Here is a 24,324-nt window from a genome sequence, read left to right as displayed (position 1 = left end):
ATCAATGGATTTCCATGCCACTTGTGTCGCCCGCGGCAGGGGGCTATTGCCATCTGAACCATTCTTCCGGGAGTCCAGCCATGCTCAAGCGCAAGTTCGACAAGTCCAAATTGCCCAGCCGCCATGTGACCGAGGGGCCAGAGCGCGCGCCGCACCGGTCCTACCTTTATGCGATGGGTATCAGCGAGGACGAAATTCATCAGCCGCTGATCGGCGTCGCCACCTGCTGGAACGAGGCCGCGCCCTGCAACATCGCGCTCAGCCGTCAGGCGCAGGCGGTCAAGCTTGGCGTCAAGGCCGCCAGCGGCACCCCGCGCGAGTTCACCACCATCACCGTGACCGACGGCATCGCCATGGGGCACGAGGGCATGCGCTCGTCACTTGCCTCGCGCGAGGCGATTGCCGACACGGTCGAGCTGACCATGCGCGGCCATTGCTATGACGCCATCGTTGGTCTGGCGGGCTGCGACAAGTCGTTGCCGGGGATGATGATGGCGATGATCCGGCTGAACGTGCCGTCGGTCTTCATCTATGGTGGTTCGATCCTGCCGGGCCGTCTGGAAGGCAAGGATGTTACCGTTCAGGACGTGTTCGAGGCGGTCGGCCAGCATCAGGCGGGCAACATGACCACCTGCGAGCTGGAAAAGCTGGAACAGGTCGCCTGTCCCAGCGCCGGGGCCTGCGGCGGCCAGTTTACTGCCAACACCATGGCCTGCGTGTCCGAGGCGATCGGTCTGGCGCTGTTCAACTCGTCCGGTGCGCCAGCCCCCTACGAGAGCCGCGACCAATATGCCGAGGCCTCGGGTGAGGCGGTAATGAACCTGATCGAAAAGAACATCCGCGCCCGCGATATCGTGACGCTCAAGTCGCTGGAAAACGCCGCGCGGATCGTGGCCTGCACCGGCGGGTCGACCAATGCCGGTCTGCACCTGCCTGCCATGGCGCATGAGGCGGGGATCGATTTCTATCTGGAAGATGTCTGTGAAATCTTCCGCGACACGCCCTATTTCGTTGACCTCAAGCCCGGCGGGCAGTTCGTGGCCAAAGACCTCTATGAGGCGGGCGGTGTGCCAGCGGTGATGAAAGAGCTCAGCAAGGCCGGGTTGCTGCACGAGGATTGCATGACTGCCTCGGGTTATTCCATGGGCGAGGAACTGGAGAAGATCGACCGCGCCGCAGATGGGCGAGTCATCCATCCGGTGGAAACCCCGCTCTCGACCACGGGTGGTGTTGTTGGCCTGAAAGGCAATCTGGCCCCCGAAGGCGCCATCGTGAAGATCGCGGGCATGAGCGAGGAACAACTCAGCTTCACCGGCCCGGCGCGGGTGTTCGAATGTGAACAGGACGCCTTTGATGCGGTGCAGAAACGCGAATACGCGGAAGGCGACGTGTTCGTCATCCGCAACGAAGGCCCGTCAGGCGGTCCCGGCATGCGCGAGATGCTGGCGACCACGGCGGCGCTGTCCGGTCAGGGCATGGGCAAGAAGGTGGCGCTGATCACCGATGGTCGCTTCTCGGGCGCGACGCGCGGCTTCTGCGTCGGTCATGTCGGACCAGAGGCGGCTCATGGCGGCCCCATCGCCCTGCTGCAGAACGGCGACATGATCACGCTCAACGCCATGGAAGGCGCGATCACGGTCGACCTCAGCGACGATGAGCTTGCCGCGCGCAAGGCGGCATGGTCCGGCCCGCGCGAGACGATCTATGCCTCGGGCGCGCTGTGGAAATACGCGCAGCTTGTCGGCGAGACTTACAAGGGCGCGGTGACCCACCCCGGCGGCAAGGCTGAAAAGCATGAATACATGGACCTCTAAGGTCCGTATCGCCGCCCTCGCGCTGGCCCTGCTTGCCGGTTGCGACGAGCTTGCCGCACCGCAGCAGAATCAGGCGCTGCCCCGATCCGTCGTGTTGGCGGGCGGCGATATCGTGCTCCGCGCGCCGCGCGGCTATTGCGTCGAACAGCGCTCGATCGGGAATGGCAATAGCAACAGCTTTGCCCTGCTGGCCCGCTGCGAAGCGCTGGGCACAGGCGCGGGCAAGAATGCGCAGGGGCTGGCCCTGATCACGGTAACCACCCAAGCGCGCGCCGATGCCGTTCAGCCCGACGCCCAGGCCATCACCCGGTCTGCCGCCCCGGCGAAACCCTCGGCCACACGCAATTATGGCGGCATGCCGGTTATCCGCTTCGACGAGACAAGCCACCGGGTGCGTGGCGCCAGCAAGCAGGTCTGGCGCTCGGGGTTCGCGGCGAACGGCCATGTTGTTGCATTGGCGCTTTACGCCGAAGAAGGCAGCCCGATGCTGGGCGATCGCGGCGCGCGCCTGTTGTCGGAACTGGCCCGGCGGACCCGCGCGGCCAGCGCAAACGCCACGTCCGGTCCGGGCTGATCTGCCCTCAGCCCGGAAAAAAGCCATTGTGCGGACGTTAGTGGGTTTATCTGGCGGGCCTCCTTTCGCTAAACAGATGGGCAACACACGTCACCAACGGCGGACGGAAGATGAGCAGGGTTCTGGATCGGTTGTTCCAAATGCGCGCGCTGCGGCACTGGCGCCTGGTGGCGCAGCAATCGGACGATACCGATTTGCCCACCCTGCGCCAGCAGCGCGCTCAGGCACGTGAATTGCGTACTCAGCTTGACCGGCTGATCCATGCCGCCGACGGGCGGTTGGCGCTGCCCGCGATCGGGTCCTCGTTCTTTCCCAAGCCGCATGGCACCGACTGGTCCTGGCGGCCAGAGCTGTGGCGCGGACCATTGCCGGTGCCCGGGGTATCCTGGGCCCCGAACCGGACCGCACTGGGCGATGAGGTGACGCTGTTTCACGACTGCGTCCAATCCGAACTGACGCTCCGGCAATGCCGCAACCTGCGCGAGGCGGATCTGGCGCCTTACGGAATGCGCATGGATGTCCTGCAATTCGAAGGCTCGTTTCTGTCGCTGGTGGTGGATTTTCCACCCGAGGCGGCCGACGGCCTGTCGCGCGGGCATCTGATACGGGTCGATATCGAGATCACCTCGGAAAAACCGATCGAGATCTTCGCCCGTCTGAACATCCGCCACGGTCCCAATACCGAACAGATCGTGCGCGAACTGCCGCTGGGCGATGAGGATGTGATGGTGGAGTTCGACCTCGCCTATTCCCGTCTGAACGAAAAACGCATCGAGAAGATCTGGCTCGACCTGATCTTTGAGGCGCCCGATTTCAATCAGGTCGTTATCCGCGACCTGACCCTGTGCCGGGTCCGCCGCGCCGCATTGTAAGGGGACCGCATGAGCGAGCTGACACTCACCAAATTCCGGCTGCGCAACGGCGTTTGGGAAGGCCGTCTGACCGGCGCGACAACGGAACACCCCCCCGAGATCGGGGTGACGCATCAAGACGAGCCGGTCGAAACCGTCGAACTGACCGAGGCAGATGGCGAGGGTTGGGACCTGCGGATCACCATACCACGGCAGGCGATTGCCGACGGGGTTCAGAGCTTTGTGATCTTCGACCGTACCACGGGTGTCAAACTTGGTGATTTCGCGCTGATCGCAGGCGAGGCTGCGTCGGACACTCTGCACGCCGAGGTCGATCTGTTGCGCGCTGAGCTGGACATGCTGAAGCGGGCGTTTCGGCGTCACTGTATCGAGACCATGTAGACGCTGACAGGGTCAGGTGGGGACAGCGCCGCCGATCCGGTTCGATACCCCGCGCGCCACCTCCTGCAGGCGTGGTGCATGGGCGACGAAACTGTCAGGGTCGAAACTGGCCGTAAGCGTCCACAGCGACAGGCAGGCGGCCACTTTGTTCTGATCGTTCCAGATCGGGATCGACATGCCCATGACCTGAAGAAATTCCTCACGGATCGCGGTGGCGTAGCCCGCTTCACGCACTTTCGGCAGCTCAGCGGCAAGCGCTTCGGTTGAGGTATGGGTGTACTCGGTGTATTTTTCCAGCGACGCAGACTGGATATAGGCCTGCCACTGCGCCTCTGACATATGTGCCAGAAGCACCTTGCCCGCCGCCGTACAATGCAGCGGCGCGCGGTCTCCGGCGTGGGGAGCATAACGCACGGCGTCGAAATTCGACGTTCTGAGATACAGGATCTCGTGGTGATCCAGCACGATCAGCGCCGTATTCATATTTGTTTCTTCACTGAGCGCCGTTATCGGAACCGCCGCCACCTGCTGCAGATCCGAGCGATTCCAGGCGGCGCGGGCCCAGCGATGGAGCCGCTGCCCGGTCTTGTAGGTGCGGCTTTCCTTGTCATATTCGACCAGCTCTTCGTTTTGCAGGACGGCCAGAATCCGATGGCACGAGCATTTGACGAACTGGGTGGCGTTGACAATTTCGAAAAAGACCATCGGATGGCGGGCCCGTGTCAGTACATCCATGATGGTGGCACATTTGGTGACGATCAAGCTTTCGGCGGCTCTGCCCATCCGGTCCCGCTTTGACACCGGCACGGCAATGAGCGCGGCAATGGCGTCGGGTGACGTGCAGATCTCGGTCAAACAGGGCGTGCCGCCTTATGTGGTTGCCGCAAGCGCGGGTCAGGACATCCAGATCGTGGAGTTGGCAGTCAGCTATTCCGAGAATGATAACTGCGTTGTTGCGGCCGCGCATGAGATCGACAAGGAAACCGCCGGTGAACTGGCGGGCAAGAAAGTTGCCGTACCGCTGGGCACGGCGGCGCATTATGGTTTCCTGAGCCAGATGGCGCATTTCGGTGTTCCGCTGGACAGTCTTGACGTTGTGGATATGGCGCCCGCCGAGGGTGCGGCCGCCCTGTCGCAGGGCTCGGTCGATATGGCATGTGGCTGGGGCGGGGCCCTGCGCCGGATGAGAGAAAGCGGACACCCAGGCAACCATCGCGACCTTCACCTTTCCCAGTGTCGAAGACCAACTGGGTGACAAGTGGCTTGGCGGCGGTGCGCAGGACTTCATGAAAGGCGTGGCAGATGTCTTTGTGACGTCGGGCAGCATTGGCAGCGCGCTCGACTCGTATGAGGGCACCGTGAACGCCGGGCCTTTGACGACGGCAAACGGCATGTGAGCACCAGCCGAGAGCGGCGGTTCCCCGTCGCTCTCGGGCATTGCGTCCGTAAGCGGTTCAGGTGAACCGCCGAGACGCCCTCTGGGGATAGGTCAAAACCCTCAAATCATGCAGAAGGGAAAGGCGGAGCATGTCCGGACTTTCAATTGAAAAGATCTCGATGCGGTTTGACCTGCCGAACGGTGGCTCCGTTCAGGCGCTCAAGGACGTGTCGCTGCATCTCAATGAAGGCGAGTTGATGAGCGTGCCGGGGCCGTCGGGTTGCGGCAAGACAACGCTGCTGAACATCGTCGCCGGTTTTCTGGCCCCGACCGAAGGTCAGATCGTGATGAACGGGCACACGGTCACCGGGCCGGATGCCGAAAGGGGCATGGTGTTCCAGCAAGGCGCATTGTTCGAATGGATGAGCGTGCGCGACAATGTCAGCTTTGGTCCCCGCATGAAGGGGCAGCGCGAGGCGGACTATCGCGGCGAGGTCGATCACCTGCTTGAGGTTGTCGGCCTGCAGGAGTTCAAGGAAAAGGCAATTTACGAGTTGTCGGGCGGCATGCAGCAGCGCGTGGCGCTGGCGCGCTGTCTGGCCAATGATCCCGATGTCATCCTGATGGATGAACCGCTGGGCGCGCTGGATGCGCTGACCCGCGAAAAGATGCAGTCGCTGGTGCTCAAGCTCTGGAAAGAGACCGGCAAGACCATCATCTTGATCACCCACTCGGTGGAAGAGGCGCTGCTGCTGGGTGAGCGATTGCTGGTGATGGCGCCGCGTCCGGGGCGCATCCACAAGGAATACCAGCTGCACTTCGCGGATATGGGCGTGGATCAGGACCTGCGCGAGGTCAAGAAACACCCGGAATTTGCAAAGAACCGCGAAGAAATCCTGGGCATGATCTGGGATATGGAAGAAGAAATCATGGGACGGACGGAGGCGGCACAATGATCCCCATTCTCATATATGTCGCAATGTTCGTCGCTGCCTACTTCGTGGTGAAGCTGGTCACGGCGGGCACGCAGCGCCAGGATTTCACCTCGTTGAAAACGGTGACTTTCGGGGACGAAAGCGCGGTTGTGTCCGATCGCAAGGCCTCGATCATCTCGATCATCGCCATTATTGTGCTGTGGGGCGCGTTTACCGGATCGGTGTTGTTGCCGGGCTTCCTGCATGCGCCGGGGCCGTTCACGGGCGACGGCACCTTCACCTATACGGTCGAAACCGCTGACGGCCAGCGCGACGATGCCACGGTGACACTTCTGGTCCATCCGTCCGGTGAACCTGCCGATGCGCCCGAAGTGGCGCCCGGCGAGGGGTTTGCCAAGGATGACAGTGTGGCCATCGCCGCCTATCGCAGCAAACTGGCCCGGCTCGACCAGAATGACGAGATCGGGCGCGACGAGGGGGCCAGGATCGTTGCAGTGAACGGCCAGCCCATCGCGCCGGGTGGCGAGGTTGCGACCGATTTCGGTCGCGTGGTGATGTCGCAGCGCGGTACGCTGAACATCGACCCGGACAAGGGTTGGCAGATGGAGCCGATCTGGCTGCCCGCCCCCGAGAACGTCTTTACCCGTATGGGTGAGATCGCCAGCGAGGGCTTCCGCAACTTTACCCTGTGGGAACACCTGGGCTATTCGCTGATGCGGGTTGTCGTGGGTTTTGCGCTGGGCGCGCTGGTTGGCATTCCGCTGGGCTATGCGATGGGCCTGTCCAATTGGTTCCGGGGCTGGTTCGACCCGATCGTCGAATTCATGCGCCCGGTGCCCCCACTGGCGTTGATCCCGCTGGTGATCATCTGGGCCGGGATCGGTGAGGGCGGCAAGATCATCTTGCTGTTCCTTGCTGCGCTCTGGATCATGGCCATTGCCGCCCGTTCGGGCGTGTCCGGCGTCAATATCTCGAAGGTGCATGCCGCCTATTCGCTGGGTGCGTCGAAAGCCCAGTTGATGCGCTATGTCATCATCCCGAACTCGTTGCCTGAAATCTTTACCGGCGCGCGGGTTGCGATGGGAGTGTGCTGGGGCACGGTCGTGGCCGCCGAACTGGTCGCCGCCGAAAAGGGCGCGGGCATGATGATCATGGTCGCCTCGAAGTTTCAGAACACCGATATCGTGATCATGGGCATCATCCTGATCGGTGTCATCGGTTTTGGCATCGACATGCTGATGCGCTGGGCGGAACGTGTACTGGTGCCGTGGAAGGGCAAAAGCTGATCCAACGACACCCGCCGCCGCTATGGGTCACGGCGGCGGGCATCAGGTTGTTGCGTTATGGCATCGCAGCGCTGGCAGGCTGATCAGCCACCCATCTCCAGCGTCCACCAGATCTTGCCATTGTTTTCCTGAAACCACGAAAACCCCATGTTGCGGGCCTGCGTGTCCATGATGACCGAGCGGGTGCCCGGCTGTCCCATCCAGGCCGACAGGGTTTCCAGTTCGGTCTCATAGGATTCCGAGATCGCCTCGCCCAGGAACGGGCCATAAAATCCGGCCCGCTGCGCGCGATCCAGGGGTGACGATCCGTCCGAGCCGAAATGCCAGGGTCGGTTTTGAACCGACATGTCCCGCGAATGGGTCGCGGCGGCGGCGTTGAGCTGCGCATTCAGCTGTACCGTCGACAATCCGGCGGCAGAGCGCAGGGAATTGACCGAATCAAGCATCCGGAACTGGACTTTCGATTCGTCACCCCTGATTCGGTACACCTTGCCGGAACCGTTATTCTCATATGAGGGCGTGCAGGCCGCCAAAGCCCCAAGCACCAACCCGACAAGCAAAACTAGACGCAACATACTGTCACCTTGAGCCGTTTCTTTACCGGCAGATACAGCGCGCCGCGCAAAGGTGCAAATGCGCGTGTGCAACACACCGCCCAAGAGATGCGGATTGATTTGCGACTGCGGCTTTCCGGCAATATCATGCCGGGCAAGTTCATTTGTTCTGAATTGAGGTCCAAGGCTATGAAGCGGAAGTGCATTACACCCCAGACACGGCGCGGCTTTCTTGTCGGCGCGGCATCGGTTCTGGCGACGCCGGCGGTTGCGCAATACATCCCGGGCGATCCCCTGCGGCCCGCCCCGGAAGAGGAAGCGGCGGTTGATCGCAACATCTCAAGCTTTCGCGCGCTGAGCTGGCAGCCTTATTTCTCGAATACCAGAAACGGGGCGATTCTGGTGGATACCCAGTCGCGCGCGCTGCACTACTGGTCCGACGATCAGGCCACCTACAAGCTTTATCCGTCTTCCGTGCCGTTGACCGAGGATATGACCCGGCGCGGGCGTACAAGCGTGATCCGCAAGGTTGAGGGACCCACCTGGGCGCCAACGCCGTCGATGAAGAAGCGCAACCCGGAATGGCCCGATTTCATTCCAGCAGGGCCGGACAACCCGCTGGGCACCCATGCGCTTTATCTTGGCTGGAAATACTACCGTATCCACGGCACTCACGATACGCGCAAAATCGGTCGTCGGTCGTCCAATGGCTGTATCGGGCTTTATAACGAACACATCGCCGAGCTTTTCGCGATGACCAACGTGGGCACGCAAGTGTTGCTTATTTGACGACATTTGGCGGCTCAAAGGCGGAGAATGGGCAACAACCATTTGCAATCCCAGCTTATAGTTGCTTAGAAAACCCCACGAGGTAAGTCTTGGCAGTGCGGTTTGGAAATACCGAATCGCACGCATTCTGGAGGTTAATATGAAGAAACTCGTTCTCGCCGCTGCTCTGACTGCTGCAGCTTCGACCGCATTTGCCGGTAACCTGGAAGAGCCCGTTGTTGAGCCGCCGGTCATCGTTGAAGAGACCCAAGGTTCGTCGGGTGGCATCTGGCTGCCGCTGATCCTGCTGGTCGTTGCGGGCGCGGCTATCGCAGCAAGCTAAGCTGACGATAAGAAACCTGGAAAAGGCGGTGGCATTTGCCCCGCCTTTTTCTTTTGCGCAACTACTCCAGCCAGCCTTTCAGATTGTCCCCGACCACTTTTGACAGGGCCGCGATATGGGCGGCATCATCATTGAGACAGGGAATGTAGGTAAAAGCCTCGCCTCCGGCCTCTTCAAAGCTCTCCTTGATCTCTTCGTTGATCTCTTCCAGCGTCTCGATGCAATCGGCCGAAAAGGCGGGGGCGCAGACGGCGATCTTCTTTTTGCCCTGCCGCGCCAACTCGGCCACGTGATCCACGGTATAGGGTTTCAGCCACTCTTCAGGCCCGAACCGGGACTGAAAGGTCGAGACGATATCGGTGTCCTGCCAGCCCAGACGCTCCTTAAGCAGGCGCGTGGTTTTCACACATTGGCAGTGATACGGGTCACCCTGCTGCAAGTAGCGCTCTGGCATCCCGTGATAGGAACACACGAGGATATCGGGCCGGTCGTCGAGCTTGGCATAGGCCGTTTCGATCGACTGGGCGAGCGCGTCGATATAAGCTGGTTCGTCAAAATAGGCGGGAACCGTCCGGCTTGAGGGTTGCCAGGTCTCGTCCATCAGCGCGCGAAAGAACTGATCGTTTGCGGTGGCCGATGTGGCCCCGGCGTAATGCGGATAGAGCGGGAAGAACAGGATGCGGTCGCATCCGGCCTCGACCATTGCGCGGACTTTCGATTTGGTCGACGGATTTCCATAGCGCATGCAGAAATCGACCATCACCCGGTTGCCATAGCGCGCGTGCAGCGCCTCGGACATCTTGGCGGTCTGGTCCTTGGTGATCGTCATCAGCGGGCTTTCGCCACGGTCATGGTTCCAGATCGACTTATACGCCGCGCCCGAGGTGAAGGGCCGTTTCGTCAGGATGATCAATTGCAGCAGCGGCTGCCATTTCCACGCCGGGTAATCGATCACCCGCTGATCCGAGAGGAACTCGTTCAGATAGCGCCGCATCGGCCAATAGGTGTAGTTGTCAGGCGTCCCCAGATTGGCCAGCAGGATGCCCACCTTGCCTATGCGGATCGGCGGATGATCTGCCGGGGCGTGTTGCGGGCGGGCAGCGGGCTGAGTGGCGTCTAGCATCTGAGGCGTCCTGACTTTCGAAGGTTGTCTTTGCAGATAAATGGAATGTTGCTGGCGTCAATCGGGCAGTTTTGTCTCACCCGTGCCCAGCGCCTCGGCCAGCCGTGTGGTGGCAGAGCCGGGGCGCAGCGGTTTCGGCTGGCTGTCGTCGGGTGCCCAGCCGGTCAGGCACATGACCTCGAATGTGGCGGGTAGTCTCTGGTCGGGCTGGGCGAAATGGTCGGAATAGAGCCTGTTTGCCTTCTCAAACAAAGAACGTCGGGTGAAATGGCGGTCGCGGGCAGACAGGATATTGGTCTCACCCATGGCGCGCAGATCCTGCATCAGATGCGGCAGATCGCGATAGGCTGCGGTCAGGGCGAAGCTATCCGCCACCGGCAGCGCAAGCCCGGCACGCTGCAGCAGTGCACCGAGGTCACGAATCTCGGCCATAGGCGCGATGCGCGGGCTGAGCCCGCCGCGCGCCTCGATCTCGGCCTGGGCAAGGGTTGCGCGCAGTTCATGCAGGGTCTGGCCGCCCAGGCAGACGCACAGGAACAGCCCGTCGGGTTTGAGTGCGCGGCGGCATTGGATGATCTGACCGACCGGATCATTGGCCTGATGCAGGGTCATCGCATGGATCACCAGATCGCTTGCCCCCATCGGCAGGTCCAGAACCTCGTCATCTTCGATGATCCGCGCCTGCGGAAAGGTGGCCTGCCAGATCGCGGGAAAGGGCGTCACGATGTCGATATCCGTAAACACTCTCTTAACCAGCGACAGGCGATCCTGCACCTCGTCCAGCGCCGCCTCGTGCAGAAACAGCGCATCGGCGCGCGCCCGCTGGCGGCGGTGGCGCAGGGCAGAGCGGTCGAACAGGACCGGAGTATCGGAGAGTGGCAGTCTCATGGCGCGCAGATAACCCATGTGGGCAGGAATTCAAACCGCGGTCGAGATGATCTATCCGCCCCGTTGCGTCAGCTGCGGAGAGCTGGTGACCAGCGATTTTGGGCTTTGTGGTCCGTGTTGGCGCGATACGCCGCTGATCACCGGCACCATCTGCGAAAGCTGCGGGTTGCCGCTGCCCGGCGAGGTGGATGGCCATCGCATTGAATGCGACGACTGCATGCAGATGTCGCGCCCCTGGCAGGACGGGCGCGCCGCACTGACCTATACGGGCCGGGCGCGCAAGATGATCCTGGCGTTAAAACACGGCGACCGGCCCGATCTGGCCCGACCTGCGGCGAGGTGGATGGTGCAGGCTGCCGGGCGGATACTGCAGCCGGACCGGCTGGTGATCCCGGTACCGCTGCACTGGTCACGCCTGCTCAGGCGGCGGTACAATCAATCCGCGCTGCTGGCCACGCATGTAGCGGGCCTGAAAGACCTGCCGACCTGCCCGGATATGTTGCTGCGCACCCGCGCCACCCCGAAACTGGATGGCAAGACACGTGAAGAGCGCGCCGCGTTGTTGACAGACGCCATTCGCGTGAACCCCAGCCATGCAGCGGGCCTCGCGGGGCGCGACGTGGTGTTGGTGGATGATGTGATGACTTCGGGCGCGACCCTGACCGCCTGCACAGAGGCCTGCCTGAGCGCCGGTGCAAATCATATTTTCGTGCTGACACTGGCGCGCGTTGCCAAGGATGCCTAGTTCCCCGTAGATTGCCGCGACATCAAGGGAACAGGATATGAAACCGGTTGAAATCTACACGTCGCCGCTCTGCGGTTTTTGCCACGCCGCCAAGCGGCTGCTGACCCAGAAGGGCGCGCGTTTCGACGAAATCGATGTGCTGCGGGACCCCGCGCGCAAACCTGAGATGATCAAGCGCGCAGGTGGCGGACGTACGGTGCCGCAGATTTTCATCGGTGACATCCATGTCGGCGGCTGTGACGAGTTGTATGCCCTTGACCGTGCGGGCAAGCTCGACAGCTTGCTTGCCGCCTGATGCGCACCGCGCTGCTGCAGATCACGTCCTCGGATGACCCCGCCGCCAATCTCGGCATGGTCCGCGAACGGCTGGCTGACGCGGCGCGGCAGGGGGCGGAGTTCATCCTGACGCCTGAGGTTACCAATTGCCTGTCGACCAGCACCACCCATCAACGGGCGGTTCTGCGCACCGATGAGGATGACCCCACGCTGGCTGCCCTGCGCCAGCAGGCCGCCGACCTGGGGGTCTGGCTGCTGATCGGCTCGCTCGCGCTCAAGACACGTGACGCGGATGGCCGCTTTGCCAACCGGTCCGTCCTGATCGACCCGGATGGGGCGGTCGTGGCGCGTTATGACAAGATCCACATGTTCGACGTGCAGGTTTCCGAGACCGAGACATACCGCGAATCGGCGACATACCGACCCGGCACACGCGCGGTCGTGGCTGATATGCCGTTCGGCAAGCTGGGGTTGAGTATCTGCTACGACCTGCGCTTTCCCCACCTCTATGCTGCATTGGCGCAGGCCGGGGCACAGGTCCTGACCGTTCCGTCGGCGTTCTCGCCCGTCACGGGCCCCGCGCATTGGCAATCGCTGCTGCGCGCCCGCGCGATCGAGACCGGCTGCTATGTTCTGGCGCCCGCCCAGACCGGGACGCATCCGACCAGCCGGGGCAGGCAGCGAACAACCCATGGCCACAGCCTGGCGGTTTCACCCTGGGGAGAGGTGCTGATCGACGCAGGCACCGATCCAGGCATTCACATTTTCGATCTGGATGTTAGTTCTGTGGCAGAGGCGCGCCTGAAAGTGCCCTCACTCACCCATTTGCGCCATTTCGATGGCCCCTGACCCAGATCCGGAATGACTGACGATACAAACTCTCTTGCGGCTTCGCTGTTCAGCGAAATTCTCACGGCGGACCAGTTGCTGCGCAACCGGCTCAGCCGGGTGTTGCCCAAAGGGATGGAAATCTCGCATTTCTCGCTGCTCAACCACCTGGTTTTCGTGGGGGACGAGCGCACGCCCGCTCAATTGGCCAGCACCTTTCACGTGACCCGGGGCGCCATCACCAACACGCTGGCCAAGCTGGAATGGGCCGGATACGTGCATATCCGTCCCGATTGGGACGATGCGCGGCGCAAGATGGTGGCGATCAGCCCCTCGGGCCGGCGCGCGCGGGATCAGGCGATCTCGTCCATTACGCCGCTCATCAACGCCTTTGTCGACGATCTGGGCGCCGAGCGGGTGCGCAACGTTCTGCCGGTGCTGCGCGATCTGCGGTTGAAGCTGGAAAACGATTAGGCTCAGCCGGGTTTGACGCTGGCGGTCACGTAGTTGACGCTCAGATCACTTGCCGAGACCGACCAGGACCAGAGCAGCGGGTTGAACACGAAACCCTTGCGGTCCACCGGGTCCAGACCGGCCTGCCGCAGCAGGTCGAACAATTCGCCCGGAGTGATGAATTTGGACCATTCATGGGTGCCGCGCGGCAGCCAGCGCATCACCACCTCGGCCCCGAAAATCGCCATCGCATAGGATTTCGGATTGCGGTTGAGCGTCGAGCAAATTTGCAGCCCACCGGGCCGCAACAGTCGCTGGGTCGCGGTCAGATAGCTCAGCGGGTCGGCCACATGCTCGACCACCTCCATGTTCAGAACCACATCGAACTGTTCACCGGCATCAGCCAGCGCCTCGGCGGTGGTGTGGCGGTAATCGATGCTCAGCCCAGCTTGCTCGGCATGCACTTGTGCGACGGGGATGTTGCCTTCGGCGGCATCGGCACCGACCACATCCGCCCCCAACCGCGCCATCGGTTCACTGAGCAAGCCGCCGCCACAACCGATATCAAGCAGGCGCAGCCCGGCAAAAGGGGTCGAATCAGTCAGGTCGCGGTCGAATTCGGCAGCGATCTGTCCGGTGATATAGTCCAGTCGGCAGGGGTTGAGCATGTGCAGAGGCTTGAATTTCCCCGCAGGATCCCACCATTCCGCTGCCATCGCCTCGAATTTGGCAATTTCTGCCGGGTCAACGGTGGATTGATAGACTTGCATTCCCGTCTCCGTATGCTCTTTTACCGCTTGAGCACTATATAGGGCGGTAATGGACAAGTATCCCGACCAAAAGCGCGCAGTTCAGTATCTTTATCCGCCGATCGACCCGTTTGATCAGCGAATGATAGATGTGGGCCAGGGTCACCGTATCTATGTGGAACAATGCGGAAATCCCGATGGCAAACCGGTTGTGGTGCTGCATGGCGGACCGGGCGGCGGGTGCAGCCCAGCGATGCGGCGCTATTTCGACCCGGCTGTATACCGGGTGATTCTGTTCGACCAGCGCGGCTGTGGCCGCTCGCGCCCGCATGCGTCCGTCCAGGATAATACGACCGCGCATCTGGTGGCGGATATCGAAGTGATTCGCCGTCAGCTTGAGATCGACAGCTGGGCCGTTTTTGGTGGCAGCTGGGGCGCGACGCTGGCGCTGATCTATGCGCAGACGCATCCGGATCGGGTCGCGCATCTGATCCTGCGCGGCGTGTTCCTGATGACGCGGGCCGAACTGGACTGGTTCTATGGCGGCGGCGCGGGAAAATTCTGGCCCGAACCCTGGGCGCGGTTCTCGGCGCTGATCCCCGAGGATGAGCGCGGCGACATGATCGCAGCCTATCACCGTCGCCTGTTTTCCGGCAACCTGCAGGAAGAGACCCGCTATGGCCGCGCCTGGTCGGCCTGGGAAAACGCGCTGGCCTCGATCCATTCAAACGGTTCGACCGGAGAAAGCCCCGGCGATTACGCGCGCGCCTTTGCCCGGCTGGAAAACCACTATTTCATGAATGAGGGGTTTCTTGAGCAAGACGGGCAGATCCTGGCCAATATGGACCGGATCGCACATATTCCGGGCCACATCGTGCAGGGTCGTTATGACATGATCTGCCCGCCTGTGTCGGCCTGGAAGCTGAGCGAGCGCTGGCCCAATTGCCAGCTAAAGATGGTGCGCAACGCGGGCCATGCCCTGTCGGAACCGGGGATCAGCGCTGAACTGGTTCGCATCATGGACCGTATCGCGGAGCAGGAGGAATGACGCGTCTGGATCGCCGTGCACTTTTTGCCTCTGGTGCCGCTGCGGCCCTGCTGGCGGCGACCGGATTGTCGGCTCAGGCCGGACCCCGCACGGGCGGTGCCCTGCGTATTGCGGTTCCGCGCGAGGGCGATGCGCTGGGCGTGATCGCGCGGCGTGCGGTTTCCGAAACGCTGACAGAGATCGGCCCGGACGGCGCCTTGCGCGCGGAACTGGCAACCGCATGGGAAAGCGACGCCGAGGCCCGCATCTGGACCTTTGATCTGAAACCCGGCGTGCGGTTTCACAACGGTGCGCCGCTGCGGGCCACGGACGTGATCGCCGCGCTCGCGCATCTGCCGCATCTGGCCTCGGCGCATCCGGTCAGCGAAACCCGCCTGCGGCTGGAGATGGCACGGGCCGTGCCGGACCTGCCCTTGCTGCTGGCCGGTGACAGCTACCTGATCGCGCCCGACGGACATTCGGACCTATCGCTGGCCAGTGCGGTCGGGACGAGTTGCTATCGTGTGACCTCGGCGCGCGAGGACCGGCATTTCCGCGCCACCCGTGTTGCCGACCACCACCGTCAGGGCCATGCAGGCTGGGCCGATGTGGTCGAGATCATCGTAATCCCCGATCCCGCGGTGCGCGCCGAAGCCTTGTGCGACGGTTTTGTCGGCATCACGGTGCTGCCCCTGGCCGAGGCGATCAGGGCACGTGGCGACTATCGCTGCCATCCTTCCGTTGATAACATGCAGATCGCCTTCACATCCCAGATAACTCCTCCCGCCGCGATCAGTCAGAGCGCCACGCTCGGGGATCTGCGCATCGCCGAGCGGTGGTGGCTGGCCCAGAGCTGAGCAGGCGACACCCGCTCATTTGCGCTTGCTAGGCCCCTGAAGCAGGCAAAACCCCGCGATTTCCGTGGAATTTCCCGTATTTATCCACACGGAATGTGATATTTTCTTGTGTTTCGGGAATTTTCTGCAACCGGTTGCAAAAATGATTATTGCCGCTACAGTAAATGGCGCCGGAGGGAGGAGTCGGTCAGCGATGATGCAATTTGGCCTGAACCATATGACTGCGCCGCGCCTGAATGCGCGGGACCTGCTGGCTATGGCTGCGGGTCTGGGCTGCGTCGGTGTCGAGTTCCGCAACGATCTGGATGGCCCGTTGTTTCAGGGTGAAGCCCCCGAGGATATCGGCGCCGCTGCCCGCGCGGCCAACCTGCGCATCCTGGCGCTGGCCGAGGTCAAGGCGTTCAACGTTGAACCAGCAGCTCAGCTGACAGATACCCTGGCCCTGATGCAGACCGCCGTGGCCTGTGGTGCCGAAGGCATCGCGCTGATCCCGTTTGTGGCGGATGCGCAATCCCCGCGTGCAGACCAGCGCCACACCTTGCGCGCGGCGCTGGAGGTGCTGCTGCCACCGCTCGAGGATCACGGGTTGATCGGGCTGATCGAACCGCTGGGATTTGCCAACAGCACGCTGCGCTTCAAGGCGGATGTCGTGTCGGTTCTGGATGACATGAACCGGCCTGCCTGCCTCGGGCTCGTGCATGACACGTTCCACCATCATCTGGCGGGCGAGGATACCGTCCATGCCGATGTGACCGCGCTGGTGCATGTCTCGGGCGTTACGGACCCGGCTCCGACAGCGGATCAGATGACCGACGCGCATCGTGTCCTCGTCGATGCGGGTGACCGTCTGGGCAATCTCGACCAACTGCAAACGCTGCGCGCGGCGGGCTATGACGGCGCGGTCTCGTTCGAGGCGTTTGCCCCGGAAATTCACCAAATGACCCGGCCCGCGGATGCGCTGGCCCGCTCAAAAGAGTTCATCACATCACATCTGGCCCGGTGGGCGGCTTGATGGGTGTGGTGGTCACATCGCCTCGAATTGAGGTCCCGGTATCAACGAATTGTGCGCCGGGCACGATCCCAGGGAGAAACTCATGAAAAAAGTACTATTAGCCACCGGCCTCGCCGCTCTGATGAGCACATCCGCGATGGCCGAGACCATCGGGGCCAGCATCGCGCGGTTTGACGACAACTTCCTGACCGTCATGCGCAACGGTATGACCGAACACGCGGCGTCGCTGGATGGTGTGGACCTGCAGGTCGAGGATGCCACTGACGACGTGGCCAAGCAACTGGACCAGATCAACAACTTCATCGCTTCCGGCGTTGACGCGATCATCGTGAATGCGGTCGATACTTCGGCGACGCAGGCGATGACCCAAGCCGCTGAATCCGCCGGTGTGCCGCTGGTCTATGTCAACCGCGAGCCTGCCAACGTCGACACATTGCCTGAAAATCAGGCTTTCGTTGCGTCCAACGAGATCGAATCCGGTACGCTGGAATCCTTCCAGGTCTGTCGCAACCTGCGCGCGGCGGGCAAAGCTGGCGGGGCCAAAGGCTATGTGTTGATGGGGCAGCTGTCCAATCAGGCAGCCGTGCAGCGGACCAAGGACATACATGACGTGGTTGGCATGGACATGTGCAGCTTCATGGAAATCATCGACGAGCAGACCGCCGAATGGTCGCGCGACAAGGCGCAGGATCTCATGACCAACTGGCTGTCCTCGGGCGAGGATTTTGATTTTGTCATCGCCAACAACGACGAAATGGCAATCGGGGCGATCCAGGCGATGAAGGCCTCGGGCATCGACATGGCTGACGTACAGGTCGGCGGTGTGGACGCCACCCAGGACGCGCTGGTTGCGATGCAGGCCGGTGATCTGGACGTGACCGTGTTCCAGGACGCGCATGGTCAGGGTGCAGGCTCGGTTGATGCCGCTCTGGCGCTCGCCCGTGGCGAGGACCTGGATCAGAAAGTCTATATTCCGTTCAAGCTGGTGACACCGGACAACGTCGCCGACTTCCTGGCGCGGAACTGATCCGACTGCCCAAGACCGGACAGAGCGGCGCGTGGCCGCTCTGTCCTGACACGACCCAACCGCAGCATCACTGATTCAATCGGGGAGCACCAGATGGCTGAAGAATCCCACGGCGTAGGTGGACTGAAGTACGACAAGTCCAAACGGTCCTGGCCGGGCGAAGTGAATATTCTCTTCGCTCTGATCATTATCATCCTCATCTTCGAGGCGCTTGGTCAGCTGCTTCCGTATATGCGCGGTCAAAGCATGCTGTTTGATTTCAACACCAACCGCGACGGCACCATCCTGAACATCGCCCGGATCAAGATCATCATCCTGCAGGTGTCGATTATCGGGATCATCGCGCTGGGGGTCACGCAGGTGATCATCTCGGGCGGGATCGACCTGTCCTCGGGGCCGCTTGTGGGTGCAACGGCGATGATCGTGATGTCCTTCGCGCAGACCGAACTGGTCAACGGCCAACTGAACCCCAAGGCGGTGTTCGGAGCCTGGGCCTTTGACCTGCCAGTGCTCATACCCGTGATCGTGGGGTTATGTTTCGGCGCGTTCATAGGGATCATAAACGGCTCGCTGATCGCGTTCACCGGCATTCCGCCCTTCATCGCCACGCTGGGCATGTTCCTGATCTGCCGCGGTATCGCGCAGTGGTGGACCCGCGGTCAGCCCGTGTCCTTCCCCACCGAAAGCTATGCCTGGCTTGGGTCCGGCATGATGCCGGTGGTATGGTTCCTGCTGCTGGCGTTTCTGTTCCACATCGTGTTGAAATTCACCGTCTATGGCAAACACACCTATGCCATCGGCTCGAACGAGGCTGCGGCGCGGATGTCCGGCATCAATGTGCGTCGCCACAAGGTCATGGTTTACATGATCGCAAGCATGCTGGCCGCCTTTGCCGCGATCATCCTCAGCTCCAAGAACCTGACCGCGCAGACCGGCATGGGCCAGTTCTATGAACTGTTCGCGATTGCCATGGCGGTGATCGGCGGGGTCAGCCTGACCGGCGGGCGTGGCTCGATCATCGGGACCGTTCTGGGGGCCATGGTGTTCGGCGTGATCCAGTCCGGTTTTACCTATATCAAGCTCGATGCGTTTTATCAGCTGATGGCCATGGGAGCGATCATCATCAGCGCCGTGGTTCTTGACCAATGGCGCCAGAAAAGCGCCACGGCCAAGGCATAGGAGGAGGAACTGATGAGTGAAGTAAAGCTCCACGACATGGGTGACATCATCCTTGAAACGCGTGGCCTGACCAAACACTACGGTGGTGTGCACGCTCTGGAAGACGCCAATTTCATCCTCAAGAAGGGCGAACATGTGGCGATCATGGGCGACAACGGGGCGGGCAAATCCACCTTTGTCCGCCAGATCACCGGGGTCGAACAGCGCACGCGCGGCACCGTCATCTTCGACGGTCACGAAGTCGATTTCAAAGGCCCGCTCGAGGCCCGCGAAGCCGGCATCGAAACCGTGTTCCAGACACTGGCCCTGGCCGACCATCTGGACGTGCCTGACAACCTGTTCCTGGGTCGCGAAAAGACCATGTGGAACTGGCTGGGCCCGTTCCGGCGGCTGGATTACAAATCGATGCGTGCCGATACGATGGCCGCGCTGGAAAAGACCGGCGTCAAAATCCCCAACATCCGCAACACCATCCAGAACATGTCGGGTGGTCAGCGCCAATGTGTGGCGATCGCGCGCACGGCCAGTTTCCATTCCAAGCTGACGATCATGGACGAACCGACCGCAGCACTTGGCGTTCAGGAGACCGCGCAGGTGGAAAACATCGTCCGCACCCTCAAGAAAGCGGGCGAGCCGTTGATCCTGGTCAGCCACAACATGCGGCAGGTCTTTGATCTGGTGGACCGGATCATCGTGTTCCGCCGGGGCCGTATCTGCGCCAATCTCGACATCAAGAACGAGAGCTTCACCGGCGAAGACGTGGTCAGCTACATCACCGGCGCCAAGACCGGCGCAGAATATGAAGGAGTGGCATGAGCGCGCATTTGGACCCCGAGGATACGCTCTCTGAGCCGACCTGGATCCGGGTTCCGGCGAAAGCTCTGGTGACCGGATGGGGCCTGTTCGGCCTGGCGCAATCCGCGCTTTTCTGGAGCATCGCTTACCCGGCGGTTTCGACTATCTGTGCCTTGCGCCAAACCTCACCCGACGATGAAGAAACGCCCGAAGGTTAGGGACCATGGCCGTCACGCTCAAAGATGTTGCGGAACTTGCGGGCGTGTCGCGCTCGGCAGTGTCGCGCACCTTTACCGAGGGTGCCTCGGTGTCCGCCAAGACCCGCAACAGGGTGATGAAGGCCGCGTCGGATCTGGGCTTTAGCCCAAACGCGTTGGCTTCATCCCTGACCACGGGCCGGACCAAGATGATCGGCCTGGTCTCGAACAACTTCCACAACCCGATCTTTCTCGAAGTCTTTGACCTGTTCACGCGCGGCTTGCAGGACCGGGGGCTGCGGCCATTGCTGGTCAACCTGACCGATGAAACCGACCCCGAGGCTTCGGTGCGCATGCTGCGCCAATATTCGGTCGATGGCGTGATCGTGGCCTCTTCGACGCTGCCGCCCGGTTTTGCCACCGCTTTTCGCGAGGCCGGCCTGCCGGTGGTGCATTCCTTTGGCCGCCATACCAGAGCACCTTCTGTGGACATTCTGGGGATCGACAATATCGCTGCCGGGCAGCTTGCGGCGCGAACCCTGATCGCGCGGGGATATACCGAGATCGGGTTTCTTGGCGGTCCTGCGGAGGCGACATCGACCATCGACCGCGAGAAGGGGTTCCTGCAAGAGATCGAGGCACACTCGGGCGTGTCTGTCACTTCCAGCTTTGCCGAGAACTATTCCTTTGATGCGGGGCTCGACGGTATGCGGGGCTTGCTGGCAGGGGATTTGGCCCAGGCCTATTTCTGTGGCGACGACGTGCTGTCCATCGGCGCGTTGGCCGCGCTGCAGGGCGCGGGGCTGCGGGTGCCCGAGGACATCGGTTTGCTGGGTCTGAACGACATGAAAATGGCCGCCTGGGCCAACATCAACCTGACCACGATCCACAACCCCTTCCCCGAGATCATCGCCGCTTCGATAGAGCTTGTCGCAACCCTTGCCGAAGGCGGCACGCCACTGCCCGAGGCCCGGCTTTTCGATTGCCATGTTGTCGAACGCGGCACATTGCGACCCGTGCCCTAAGACGCGTAGCTGCGGACCAGCGCCGCGGCGATCAGCGACCAGCCATCGGCCACAACAAAGAAGGCCAGCTTGAAAGGCAGCGCGACCGAGGCCGGGGGCACCATCATCATCCCCATCGACATCAGCACAGCCGCCACCACCAGATCGATAATCAGAAACGGCATGAAAACCAGAAAGCCGATCTGAAAGGCACGGGCAATCTCGGACAGCATGAAAGAGGGGATCAGGACCGACAACGAAGCCTCGGGAGTCGGCGCATCTCCGACCTCTCCGGGTCTGAGGGCGGCCAGCGTCTGAAATGTATCGGGGTCGATCCGCGCCGCCATGAAACCGCGGAACGGGTCGATGGCGCGTTGCAGGGCAGGCTCAACCTCGATCTGTTCGTCGATCAGGGGTTGGATGCCGTATTGCCAGGCGTCGGTGAACACCGGCTCCATCACAAAATAGGTCAGAAACAGGGCCAGGCTGACGATCAGCATATTGGGCGGCGATTGCTGCAGCCCGATGCCCTGCCGCAGGATCGCCAGTACGGTGACCAAAAATGGAAAACAGGTGATCATGATCGCGAGACCCGGTGCGATGCTGAGCACCGTGATCAGCAGGATCAGCTGGATCGTGCGCCCCGAGACCGACCCGCCCTCGCCCAGCGAGACCGAGATTTCCTGCGCCGCCGCCGGGCCTGCCATCAGAGTCCCGAACAGAAGGGTCAGCGCCAGTAGGTTGCGTGCTGTCATTCCTTGCCATCCGGGACGGTGACGATCTCGATCAGCCTGACTGCCAGCCGCCCGTCCTGATCGCCCTCCAGCTCTTCGAGTTGGCCGCGCGCGACCAGTTGGTCGCCGACAAACAGTTCCACCGGGTCTTCGACCCGTTTGTCGAGAGTCAGAATGGCGTTCTCGCCCAGCCCGATCAGGTCGCGTACCAACGGGCGCGCGCGCCCGACTGACACCGTGATCTCGACCGGGACCGAGGTGAACGGCCCGGCGAAGTCGGGTTTGGTGCTTTGTGTGTCATCCATGTTTCGTCTCCGTCTTTGCATGATGCAGAAAGGCTTCTGTTGCTTCGGAAATGGCGTCCAGCAGGGCGGTGCAGTCCAGCTCACGCTCGTCCCCGCCAATACTCAGGCTGGCTTGGCCCGGGGGCAGCGACGCGTCTTCGATCATCTCGACCGGAAATGAGAACTCGGCCTCCAACGCGGGCGCAAGCGCCTCGGCTGCGCCACTCGGGACGGTTATTATCGCGGGCCGTCCAGCCTGATCGCGCGCCATTTCCGTCAATTGCGCGACGATGCGGTGGACAAAGCTGCGCTCGACGGTATCGGGCAGGACGGTGTCCATCAGGCTTTGGAACATCGGTTCCAGCGACGCCACCATCTGTTGCAACGCCTCCTGATAGGTGAAGCCAAGGTCCTGTAACGACTGAATCAAATCGGCGGAAATGCGTCTCTGTTCAGAGGTTTGCGCGGCATCCGCGTCCTCCAGACCGGCAGCGTATCCCTGTTCGAACGCGTCGCGGCGAAGGTCCTCAAGCTGCTGCTGCGTCAGCAATTGCGGCGTCCCTTCAGGAGACGGGTTCTGGTCGAAATCCTCGAGCAGATGAGCGATGGACATCAGGCGTTCCCCCGGCTTTCCTCCAGCCAGCTGCGCAGGATCTCGACCGATTCATCCTGACGGTCGCCCACCAGCTCGCGCAAGCGATCGACCGGTTTGTCGGCCTGAGTGGGCAAGGTCGAAGCCGCGTGACCCTGTGCCGGTGCAAGCGCGGCCTGGGCCGTTCCCGTGGGCGCGTCTGCGGTATGGACCTCTCCGGTCAGTGCGGGCAGATCGGCGGTGCCCGGCGCGCCCGGATCGGGGCTCAGCGCCAGTTGCGGTGGCGGCAAGGCGGCACTGCTGGTCAGGATCGGGCGAATGACAAAGGCACCAAGCCCCAGCAGCACCATGGACAGGAACGCCATCTGGATCAGTGGCATCGTCCTTAACCCCAGGCCTTGCAGGAAGGAGGGCGCGACCGCTTCGGTCCCCTCGGGAGCAGGGACCGGCAGCTGCATCGACTTGATCGTGATGACGTCGCCACGTTCAGCGTCGAAACCCACGGCTGAGGCCACAAGTTCACGCATCGCCTCAAGCTCATCCTCGGGCCGCGGCGCGCTGCTGGGTACCCCGTCAGCGCCGGTGGCAGCGGCTTCATTGACCAGAACTGCCACGCTGAGCCGCTTGATTGCCCCGGGCAGCCGCAGGATTTCGGTTTCGGTCTCGGACACTTCGTAATTCACCCGCTCTCGTGTGGAATTGGCCAGCGACTTGGACGAATCTTCGCCGTTGGCATCCCCGTCCGGCAGGTTCGAGGCAACGGTCACGTCATTCGATTGATTCGAAGCCGAGTCCGAGCGCTCTTCAAGGTCAGTGCTGATGGCGACACGCCCGTTTGGGTCAAAGCGTCGTTCGCGCACCGATTCCTGTTCGGTCACCGTATCAACGCTGACCTCGACCACCGCGTTGCCGCGCCCAACGCGCGCCTCGATCAGCCGCAACACGCGTTCGCGCAACCGGTCGGCACGGGCGTCAGAGGCGTCGGACTGCGAGGCAGTCTCGGCCTCTCCGATCAACCCGCCCGCCGCGTCGATCACTGCGACATCGTCCACATTCAGTCCGTTGACCGCAGAGGCAACAAGGTAGCGAATCGCATCCGCCTGACCGGGCTGGACCTGGCCGTTTGCCGAGGTGATGAACACTGATGCCGTCGTCTTGGCATCGCGCCGGAACGGCTCGCCCATATTGTTGGCGATATGTACACGCGCCTGTGCGACATGCGGCCCAGCGACAATGGTGCGGGCCAGTTCGCCCTCTTTGGCGCGCCAATACGCGGCGTCGAACATGCGCGACGTGGTGCCGAATCCGTTCAGCGAATCAAGCAGTTCATACCCACGCCCGCCAGTGGCAGGCAGGCCCTCGCTGGCCAGCGTCAGGCGCAGCTGGTCGCGCTTGTCAGACGGCACATAGATCGCGCCTGCCTTGACCTCATAAGGCACGCCCTCTTGTTCAAGGGTCTGCACCACCTCGCCCGCCGCACTGGTTTCAAGATCGGCATAAAGCAGCGCCATTGACGGCGTTGTGCTGATTCGGACCAGCCCGAAAATGGTGACGGCCATAGCGACAATGGCCGCAATCGCCAATATTTGCTTTCGTTTGTCGAGACCCGCCCAGACGCTTCCGATCTGCTGCACTCTATCCTCCGTTTG

General features: G+C 62.0%; 29 protein-coding genes and 1 pseudogene. 21 read left to right on the top strand and 9 right to left on the bottom strand.

Annotated elements, in window-relative coordinates; translation table 11 throughout:
* Positions 1 to 80 precede the first annotated feature (80 nt).
* The 4 genes from ilvD (at position 81) to M3P21_RS15025 (ending at position 3,641) form a co-directional block, all read left to right on the top strand.
* Positions 81 to 1,814: a dihydroxy-acid dehydratase gene (ilvD, locus tag M3P21_RS15040; protein WP_249711099.1), complete on the top strand. Its 1,734-nt coding sequence runs from the start codon at positions 81 to 83 to the stop codon at positions 1,812 to 1,814.
* On the top strand, positions 1,795 to 2,388 hold the full coding sequence (locus M3P21_RS15035) for a hypothetical protein (protein ID WP_249711097.1): 594 nt from the start codon (positions 1,795 to 1,797) through the stop codon (positions 2,386 to 2,388). The genes ilvD and M3P21_RS15035 overlap by 20 nt, the downstream gene beginning before the upstream one ends.
* A gap of 110 nt (positions 2,389 to 2,498) precedes the next feature.
* Complete coding sequence (locus M3P21_RS15030) at positions 2,499 to 3,260, top strand: DUF6478 family protein (protein ID WP_249711095.1); 762 nt, start codon at positions 2,499 to 2,501, stop codon at positions 3,258 to 3,260.
* Positions 3,261 to 3,269: 9 nt separating this feature from the next.
* On the top strand, positions 3,270 to 3,641 hold the full coding sequence (locus M3P21_RS15025; protein ID WP_249711093.1) for a hypothetical protein: 372 nt from the start codon (positions 3,270 to 3,272) through the stop codon (positions 3,639 to 3,641).
* Positions 3,642 to 3,653: 12 nt separating this feature from the next.
* Here the strand turns inward: M3P21_RS15025 and M3P21_RS15020 are convergent, their stop codons facing one another.
* Entirely contained in the window at positions 3,654 to 4,376 is a 723-nt protein-coding gene (locus tag M3P21_RS15020) for an IclR family transcriptional regulator (protein ID WP_249711092.1), read from the bottom strand.
* Between the two features lie 58 nt (positions 4,377 to 4,434).
* Here M3P21_RS15020 and M3P21_RS15015 point away from each other — a divergent pair.
* The 3 genes and pseudogenes from M3P21_RS15015 to M3P21_RS15005 form a co-directional block, all read left to right on the top strand.
* Positions 4,435 to 5,038: pseudogene (locus M3P21_RS15015) on the top strand (ABC transporter substrate-binding protein); the annotation flags it as partial.
* A gap of 130 nt (positions 5,039 to 5,168) precedes the next feature.
* Positions 5,169 to 5,975 (top strand): ATP-binding cassette domain-containing protein, encoded by an 807-nt coding sequence (locus M3P21_RS15010; RefSeq protein ID WP_249711090.1) that lies wholly within the window; start codon positions 5,169 to 5,171, stop codon positions 5,973 to 5,975.
* Positions 5,972 to 7,240, top strand: a complete 1,269-nt coding sequence (locus M3P21_RS15005; RefSeq protein WP_249711088.1) for an ABC transporter permease — start codon at positions 5,972 to 5,974, stop codon at positions 7,238 to 7,240. The genes M3P21_RS15010 and M3P21_RS15005 overlap by 4 nt, the downstream gene beginning before the upstream one ends.
* Before the next feature lie 83 nt (positions 7,241 to 7,323).
* On the opposite strand, the gene dalA is transcribed toward M3P21_RS15005, so the two are convergent.
* A complete protein-coding gene (dalA, locus tag M3P21_RS15000) occupies positions 7,324 to 7,815 on the bottom strand; it encodes a divisome-associated lipoprotein DalA (protein ID WP_249711087.1) in 492 nt (163 codons plus the stop codon).
* Between the two features lie 168 nt (positions 7,816 to 7,983).
* Here dalA and M3P21_RS14995 point away from each other — a divergent pair, with 168 nt between their 5' ends.
* Positions 7,984 to 8,583 carry a L,D-transpeptidase gene (locus tag M3P21_RS14995; protein ID WP_249711085.1) on the top strand — a complete coding sequence of 200 codons (600 nt, stop codon included), beginning with the start codon at positions 7,984 to 7,986 and terminating at the stop codon, positions 8,581 to 8,583.
* A 139-nt stretch (positions 8,584 to 8,722) separates the two neighbouring features.
* Positions 8,723 to 8,905, top strand: coding sequence for a hypothetical protein (locus M3P21_RS14990; RefSeq protein WP_249711082.1), 183 nt, complete (start codon positions 8,723 to 8,725; stop codon positions 8,903 to 8,905).
* Positions 8,906 to 8,966: 61 nt separating this feature from the next.
* On the opposite strand, the gene hemH is transcribed toward M3P21_RS14990, so the two are convergent.
* Both hemH and M3P21_RS14980 read right to left on the bottom strand, forming a co-directional pair.
* Complete coding sequence (hemH, locus tag M3P21_RS14985) at positions 8,967 to 10,028, bottom strand: ferrochelatase (RefSeq protein WP_249711080.1); 1,062 nt, start codon at positions 10,026 to 10,028, stop codon at positions 8,967 to 8,969.
* A gap of 57 nt (positions 10,029 to 10,085) precedes the next feature.
* The gene (locus tag M3P21_RS14980) at positions 10,086 to 10,916 is read right to left on the bottom strand and encodes a methyltransferase domain-containing protein (RefSeq protein WP_249711078.1); all 831 of its coding nucleotides are present in this window, start codon (positions 10,914 to 10,916) and stop codon (positions 10,086 to 10,088) included.
* A gap of 16 nt (positions 10,917 to 10,932) precedes the next feature.
* On the opposite strand from M3P21_RS14980, the gene M3P21_RS14975 reads away from it, so the two are divergent.
* The 4 genes from M3P21_RS14975 to M3P21_RS14960 are packed head-to-tail and all read left to right on the top strand — an operon-like array spanning position 10,933 to position 13,239.
* Positions 10,933 to 11,661 carry a ComF family protein gene (locus M3P21_RS14975; protein WP_249711076.1) on the top strand — a complete coding sequence of 243 codons (729 nt, stop codon included), beginning with the start codon at positions 10,933 to 10,935 and terminating at the stop codon, positions 11,659 to 11,661.
* A gap of 37 nt (positions 11,662 to 11,698) precedes the next feature.
* Complete coding sequence (gene grxC, locus M3P21_RS14970) at positions 11,699 to 11,956, top strand: glutaredoxin 3 (protein WP_249711074.1); 258 nt, start codon at positions 11,699 to 11,701, stop codon at positions 11,954 to 11,956.
* Positions 11,956 to 12,786, top strand: coding sequence for a carbon-nitrogen hydrolase family protein (locus tag M3P21_RS14965; RefSeq protein ID WP_249711072.1), 831 nt, complete (start codon positions 11,956 to 11,958; stop codon positions 12,784 to 12,786). Before grxC ends, M3P21_RS14965 begins: the two co-directional genes overlap by 1 nt.
* A 12-nt stretch (positions 12,787 to 12,798) precedes the next feature.
* Positions 12,799 to 13,239 (top strand): MarR family winged helix-turn-helix transcriptional regulator, encoded by a 441-nt coding sequence (locus M3P21_RS14960; RefSeq protein ID WP_249711070.1) that lies wholly within the window; start codon positions 12,799 to 12,801, stop codon positions 13,237 to 13,239.
* Positions 13,240 to 13,241: 2 nt separating this feature from the next.
* Here the strand turns inward: M3P21_RS14960 and ubiG are convergent, their stop codons facing one another.
* On the bottom strand, positions 13,242 to 13,988 hold the full coding sequence (gene ubiG / locus M3P21_RS14955) for a bifunctional 2-polyprenyl-6-hydroxyphenol methylase/3-demethylubiquinol 3-O-methyltransferase UbiG (RefSeq protein WP_249711068.1): 747 nt from the start codon (positions 13,986 to 13,988) through the stop codon (positions 13,242 to 13,244).
* A 49-nt stretch (positions 13,989 to 14,037) separates the two neighbouring features.
* On the opposite strand from ubiG, the gene pip reads away from it, so the two are divergent.
* The 8 genes from pip (at position 14,038) to M3P21_RS14915 (ending at position 21,086) form a co-directional block, all read left to right on the top strand.
* A complete protein-coding gene (gene pip, locus M3P21_RS14950; RefSeq protein WP_249711065.1) occupies positions 14,038 to 15,015 on the top strand; it encodes a prolyl aminopeptidase in 978 nt (325 codons plus the stop codon).
* Positions 15,012 to 15,851 (top strand): ABC transporter substrate-binding protein, encoded by an 840-nt coding sequence (locus M3P21_RS14945; RefSeq protein WP_249711062.1) that lies wholly within the window; start codon positions 15,012 to 15,014, stop codon positions 15,849 to 15,851. Before pip ends, M3P21_RS14945 begins: the two co-directional genes overlap by 4 nt.
* 193 nt (positions 15,852 to 16,044) lie before the next feature.
* On the top strand, positions 16,045 to 16,863 hold the full coding sequence (locus M3P21_RS14940) for a TIM barrel protein (protein ID WP_249711060.1): 819 nt from the start codon (positions 16,045 to 16,047) through the stop codon (positions 16,861 to 16,863).
* 82 nt (positions 16,864 to 16,945) lie between these two features.
* Positions 16,946 to 17,890 carry a sugar ABC transporter substrate-binding protein gene (locus M3P21_RS14935; RefSeq protein WP_249711058.1) on the top strand — a complete coding sequence of 315 codons (945 nt, stop codon included), beginning with the start codon at positions 16,946 to 16,948 and terminating at the stop codon, positions 17,888 to 17,890.
* A gap of 93 nt (positions 17,891 to 17,983) precedes the next feature.
* Positions 17,984 to 19,069, top strand: a complete 1,086-nt coding sequence (locus M3P21_RS14930) for an ABC transporter permease (RefSeq protein WP_249711056.1) — start codon at positions 17,984 to 17,986, stop codon at positions 19,067 to 19,069.
* 36 nt (positions 19,070 to 19,105) lie between these two features.
* Positions 19,106 to 19,885, top strand: coding sequence for an ATP-binding cassette domain-containing protein (locus M3P21_RS14925; RefSeq protein WP_308445963.1), 780 nt, complete (start codon positions 19,106 to 19,108; stop codon positions 19,883 to 19,885).
* Positions 19,882 to 20,082, top strand: a complete 201-nt coding sequence (locus M3P21_RS14920; RefSeq protein WP_249711050.1) for a hypothetical protein — start codon at positions 19,882 to 19,884, stop codon at positions 20,080 to 20,082. Before M3P21_RS14925 ends, M3P21_RS14920 begins: the two co-directional genes overlap by 4 nt.
* A 5-nt stretch (positions 20,083 to 20,087) precedes the next feature.
* The gene (locus tag M3P21_RS14915) at positions 20,088 to 21,086 is read left to right on the top strand and encodes a LacI family DNA-binding transcriptional regulator (protein ID WP_249711049.1); all 999 of its coding nucleotides are present in this window, start codon (positions 20,088 to 20,090) and stop codon (positions 21,084 to 21,086) included.
* Here the strand turns inward: M3P21_RS14915 and fliP are convergent.
* The 4 genes from fliP to fliF are packed head-to-tail and all read right to left on the bottom strand — an operon-like array spanning position 21,083 to position 24,309.
* Positions 21,083 to 21,820, bottom strand: coding sequence for a flagellar type III secretion system pore protein FliP (fliP, locus tag M3P21_RS14910; protein ID WP_249711046.1), 738 nt, complete (start codon positions 21,818 to 21,820; stop codon positions 21,083 to 21,085). The two genes, M3P21_RS14915 and fliP, sit on opposite strands and share 4 nt — an antisense overlap.
* Positions 21,817 to 22,104: a FliM/FliN family flagellar motor switch protein gene (locus M3P21_RS14905; protein WP_249711044.1), complete on the bottom strand. Its 288-nt coding sequence runs from the start codon at positions 22,102 to 22,104 to the stop codon at positions 21,817 to 21,819. Before M3P21_RS14905 ends, fliP begins: the two co-directional genes overlap by 4 nt.
* Complete coding sequence (locus M3P21_RS14900; RefSeq protein WP_249711042.1) at positions 22,097 to 22,696, bottom strand: FliH/SctL family protein; 600 nt, start codon at positions 22,694 to 22,696, stop codon at positions 22,097 to 22,099. Before M3P21_RS14900 ends, M3P21_RS14905 begins: the two co-directional genes overlap by 8 nt.
* Positions 22,696 to 24,309, bottom strand: a complete 1,614-nt coding sequence (gene fliF / locus M3P21_RS14895) for a flagellar basal-body MS-ring/collar protein FliF (RefSeq protein WP_249711040.1) — start codon at positions 24,307 to 24,309, stop codon at positions 22,696 to 22,698. Before fliF ends, M3P21_RS14900 begins: the two co-directional genes overlap by 1 nt.
* Positions 24,310 to 24,324: the final 15 nt, after the last annotated feature.

Origin of the sequence: Ruegeria spongiae (genome assembly GCF_023502395.1) — a bacterium.
Taxonomy (GTDB): domain Bacteria; phylum Pseudomonadota; class Alphaproteobacteria; order Rhodobacterales; family Rhodobacteraceae; genus Ruegeria_C; species Ruegeria_C spongiae.
This window is presented reverse-complemented; position numbering and strand designations above follow the sequence as displayed.

Bases quoted from the DNA above. Each gene is read 5' to 3' on its own strand.
- ilvD (WP_249711099.1), top strand. From the start codon at position 81: ATGCTCAAGCGCAAGTTCGACAAGTCCAAATTGCCCAGCCGCCATGTG.
- M3P21_RS15035 (WP_249711097.1), top strand. From the start codon at position 1,795: ATGAATACATGGACCTCTAAGGTCCGTATCGCCGCCCTCGCGCTGGCC.
- M3P21_RS15030 (WP_249711095.1), top strand. From the start codon at position 2,499: ATGAGCAGGGTTCTGGATCGGTTGTTCCAAATGCGCGCGCTGCGGCAC.
- M3P21_RS15025 (WP_249711093.1), top strand. From the start codon at position 3,270: ATGAGCGAGCTGACACTCACCAAATTCCGGCTGCGCAACGGCGTTTGG.
- M3P21_RS15020 (WP_249711092.1), bottom strand. From the start codon at position 4,376: ATGGATGTACTGACACGGGCCCGCCATCCGATGGTCTTTTTCGAAATT.
- M3P21_RS15010 (WP_249711090.1), top strand. From the start codon at position 5,169: ATGTCCGGACTTTCAATTGAAAAGATCTCGATGCGGTTTGACCTGCCG.
- M3P21_RS15005 (WP_249711088.1), top strand. From the start codon at position 5,972: ATGATCCCCATTCTCATATATGTCGCAATGTTCGTCGCTGCCTACTTC.
- dalA (WP_249711087.1), bottom strand. From the start codon at position 7,815: ATGTTGCGTCTAGTTTTGCTTGTCGGGTTGGTGCTTGGGGCTTTGGCG.
- M3P21_RS14995 (WP_249711085.1), top strand. From the start codon at position 7,984: ATGAAGCGGAAGTGCATTACACCCCAGACACGGCGCGGCTTTCTTGTC.
- M3P21_RS14990 (WP_249711082.1), top strand. From the start codon at position 8,723: ATGAAGAAACTCGTTCTCGCCGCTGCTCTGACTGCTGCAGCTTCGACC.
- hemH (WP_249711080.1), bottom strand. From the start codon at position 10,028: ATGCTAGACGCCACTCAGCCCGCTGCCCGCCCGCAACACGCCCCGGCA.
- M3P21_RS14980 (WP_249711078.1), bottom strand. From the start codon at position 10,916: ATGAGACTGCCACTCTCCGATACTCCGGTCCTGTTCGACCGCTCTGCC.
- M3P21_RS14975 (WP_249711076.1), top strand. From the start codon at position 10,933: ATGTGGGCAGGAATTCAAACCGCGGTCGAGATGATCTATCCGCCCCGT.
- grxC (WP_249711074.1), top strand. From the start codon at position 11,699: ATGAAACCGGTTGAAATCTACACGTCGCCGCTCTGCGGTTTTTGCCAC.
- M3P21_RS14965 (WP_249711072.1), top strand. From the start codon at position 11,956: ATGCGCACCGCGCTGCTGCAGATCACGTCCTCGGATGACCCCGCCGCC.
- M3P21_RS14960 (WP_249711070.1), top strand. From the start codon at position 12,799: ATGACTGACGATACAAACTCTCTTGCGGCTTCGCTGTTCAGCGAAATT.
- ubiG (WP_249711068.1), bottom strand. From the start codon at position 13,988: ATGCAAGTCTATCAATCCACCGTTGACCCGGCAGAAATTGCCAAATTC.
- pip (WP_249711065.1), top strand. From the start codon at position 14,038: ATGGACAAGTATCCCGACCAAAAGCGCGCAGTTCAGTATCTTTATCCG.
- M3P21_RS14945 (WP_249711062.1), top strand. From the start codon at position 15,012: ATGACGCGTCTGGATCGCCGTGCACTTTTTGCCTCTGGTGCCGCTGCG.
- M3P21_RS14940 (WP_249711060.1), top strand. From the start codon at position 16,045: ATGATGCAATTTGGCCTGAACCATATGACTGCGCCGCGCCTGAATGCG.
- M3P21_RS14935 (WP_249711058.1), top strand. From the start codon at position 16,946: ATGAAAAAAGTACTATTAGCCACCGGCCTCGCCGCTCTGATGAGCACA.
- M3P21_RS14930 (WP_249711056.1), top strand. From the start codon at position 17,984: ATGGCTGAAGAATCCCACGGCGTAGGTGGACTGAAGTACGACAAGTCC.
- M3P21_RS14925 (WP_308445963.1), top strand. From the start codon at position 19,106: ATGGGTGACATCATCCTTGAAACGCGTGGCCTGACCAAACACTACGGT.
- M3P21_RS14920 (WP_249711050.1), top strand. From the start codon at position 19,882: ATGAGCGCGCATTTGGACCCCGAGGATACGCTCTCTGAGCCGACCTGG.
- M3P21_RS14915 (WP_249711049.1), top strand. From the start codon at position 20,088: ATGGCCGTCACGCTCAAAGATGTTGCGGAACTTGCGGGCGTGTCGCGC.
- fliP (WP_249711046.1), bottom strand. From the start codon at position 21,820: ATGACAGCACGCAACCTACTGGCGCTGACCCTTCTGTTCGGGACTCTG.
- M3P21_RS14905 (WP_249711044.1), bottom strand. From the start codon at position 22,104: ATGGATGACACACAAAGCACCAAACCCGACTTCGCCGGGCCGTTCACC.
- M3P21_RS14900 (WP_249711042.1), bottom strand. From the start codon at position 22,696: ATGTCCATCGCTCATCTGCTCGAGGATTTCGACCAGAACCCGTCTCCT.